At 71.4% G+C, this 2180-nt stretch carries 2 protein-coding genes and 1 pseudogene; 2 read left to right on the plus strand and 1 reads right to left on the minus strand.

The features are described from left to right. Positions 1–283 precede the first annotated feature (283 nt). Together AB0O00_RS36635 and AB0O00_RS36640 are read left to right on the plus strand one after the other, a co-directional pair. Positions 284–1279 (plus strand): DUF2278 family protein, encoded by a 996-nt coding sequence (locus AB0O00_RS36635; protein ID WP_363659027.1) that lies wholly within the window; start codon positions 284–286, stop codon positions 1277–1279. A 126-nt stretch (positions 1280–1405) separates the two neighbouring features. Continuing rightward, positions 1406–1645, plus strand: a complete 240-nt coding sequence (locus AB0O00_RS36640; protein ID WP_363659028.1) for a hypothetical protein — start codon at positions 1406–1408, stop codon at positions 1643–1645. 256 nt (positions 1646–1901) lie between these two features. On the opposite strand, the pseudogene AB0O00_RS36645 reads toward AB0O00_RS36640, so the two are convergent. After that, positions 1902–2180 (minus strand): annotated as a pseudogene (locus AB0O00_RS36645) (hypothetical protein); the annotation flags it as partial.

A 2180-nucleotide genomic window follows, 5' to 3' on the forward strand; every position in this document is an offset into this window, starting at 1 on the left:
GACAGCCGGCAGCACCAACGGCTGACGACCCCTTGTCCCCCTCACACAGGCGCGCGCCTGTGTCAGGGGGCGCGGGTCGACGGGTGCGAGCCGGCCGAAGCGGCGTTCGATCACCTCGGTGGCCTCGCGGCACGGGCGCTTTCGACTGTCGTCGGATGGCAGGCGGGTGAACACCGCGCGGTTCTCCGCCCCGCCCGGCAGCCGATCGGCGATAACGGGAGGCGCGACAACGGGAGGCACTTCGCGTCACCGCCACCCGCACCTTCAGCCGAGAGGACGACAGATGCCCCTGGTCAACTACGGCGTGCTCGCCGCCAAGGCCATCGAGAGCAAGCGCGAGGCGGCGCAGGTCTCGACGCCGCACTACCAGATCCACGTACGCGACGACAGCGGCACCGACTACCGGATCGCCGTGAACGTCAGGTCCCAGACCACGCCGCCGAACCTGCTGTACGTCGCCATCGACGACTTCCACCACCCGCTGACCCAGCTCCTCCCGCCGGCCGGCAGCGGCTGGCACGCCGAGCCGTCCCGAGCCGGCACGGCGAGCCTCGACTTCATCCGCGGGAACCTCTTCGACCCGGCCACCATGCGCACCCTGCCGCCCGACGTCCCCGGCCTCAACAACGACCTGGAGGACCTGCTCGACCACTACGTCCAGCGTGCCATCGCCGACCAGACCATCGGCCTCTACGTCTTCGGCCAGCGCTGGCCCACCGACGCCGCCGACAAGGTCTTCGGCTTCCAGCCCGGGAACGGCGTCCACGACATCCACATGAACCAGGGCAACGACCCGGGGCACGCCGGCGACGACGGGGTCTGGCAGGACGGCGGCCTGCTGATGCACATCGCCGCGGAGAACCGCTGGGTGGCGATCTTCCTGGCCTTCCAGTCCCAGGCGTGGCACACCGACGACACCACCGGCCACGCCCTCGCCCCCACCCGGCCCACCGCCCCGCACCAGGAGCCGATGCGGATCTCGGCCGCGCTGGTCAACCCGGTCGCCCCGGCGCCCGAGACGGTCACCCTGGTCAACACCTCGCCCGCGCCGATCAACCTCCAGGGATGGCAGCTCAGCGACCAGCTGCAGAACGTGCTCCCGCTGCCCGACACCGAGCTCCAGCCGGGCACCTCCACCACCTTCCCGGCCGCGAACGGCTTCCGGCTGGGCGCCGACGGCGGCGCGATCACCCTCCTCGACCCGTCCGGCCTCAAGGTGCACGGCGTCGCCTACACCCGGAAGCAGGCAGCCGTCCCCGGCCAGACCCTCACCTTCTGAGGGCCGTGCCGAGGGCGTGTCTTTCGGGTCAGGCCGACGCCACCCGTTCGGTCCGCTGGCAGAGCGGGCCGATCCGGGTATGCATGGCCCGTTCGTGCCACTACGACCGAAGGAGTTCGGCGCGCCATGGATAAGGACCGGCTGGCTCACCTGGAGCAGCGGATTCACCACCTCATCACGGTGACCAAGTCCCTGACCAACGACCCCCACGAGGAGCTGCTCAAGATCATCCACCGGCCGGGCTGGACGACGCCGGCCGAGCTGGCCCTGGTGACGAGCGCCGTCGACCAGCTCATCAGGCAGACCGAAACCCTGAACGAGGCCCGCACGGGGCTCCTCGAGGGGGCCCGCTCCGTCGGCGGCTGACGGGCGGAGCCACGTCGGCTCCGCCGGCCCGTACGGCAGAAGCCACCATCGGCCCTGCCGTCCGGGCGGCCCATCCCTGGTCGCGACGATCCCTCGCCCGCCACAGGCTCTTGAGCAGACGCCATCCCGTCGTGACACCGAGGCTCCTGCGGCACTGGCTTCGATCCGTCATCACTCCCGCCGAACAGGAGTTGTTATGGCGGCGAGGGGCAACTGGCTCTACCAGGGCGAGCGGCGTCGGCGCGGGGGCAGGTCCTTACTCCCCCAGCACCCCGCTCGCGCGGAGCTCGGCGATGCGGTCGGCCGGGTAGCCGAGTGTGCGCAGGGCGGTGTCGGTGTGGGCGCCGAGGGCCGGGACCGGGCCCATCGGGAGTTCGACGCCCGCGAAGCCGAACGGGGGCAGCAGGCTGCGGACTTCGCCGGCCGGGGTGGTGACCGGGCTTCTCGCCGTCCGACATGAGCCGGTAGAGCTCGCCGGCCTGGAAGAAGTCGTCGTCCTTGGTGTGGGCCGGCGTGGTGTAGGTGCCGGTGTGGC

The organism is Kitasatospora sp. NPDC093558 (genome assembly GCF_040683475.1).
Taxonomy (GTDB): domain Bacteria; phylum Actinomycetota; class Actinomycetes; order Streptomycetales; family Streptomycetaceae; genus Kitasatospora.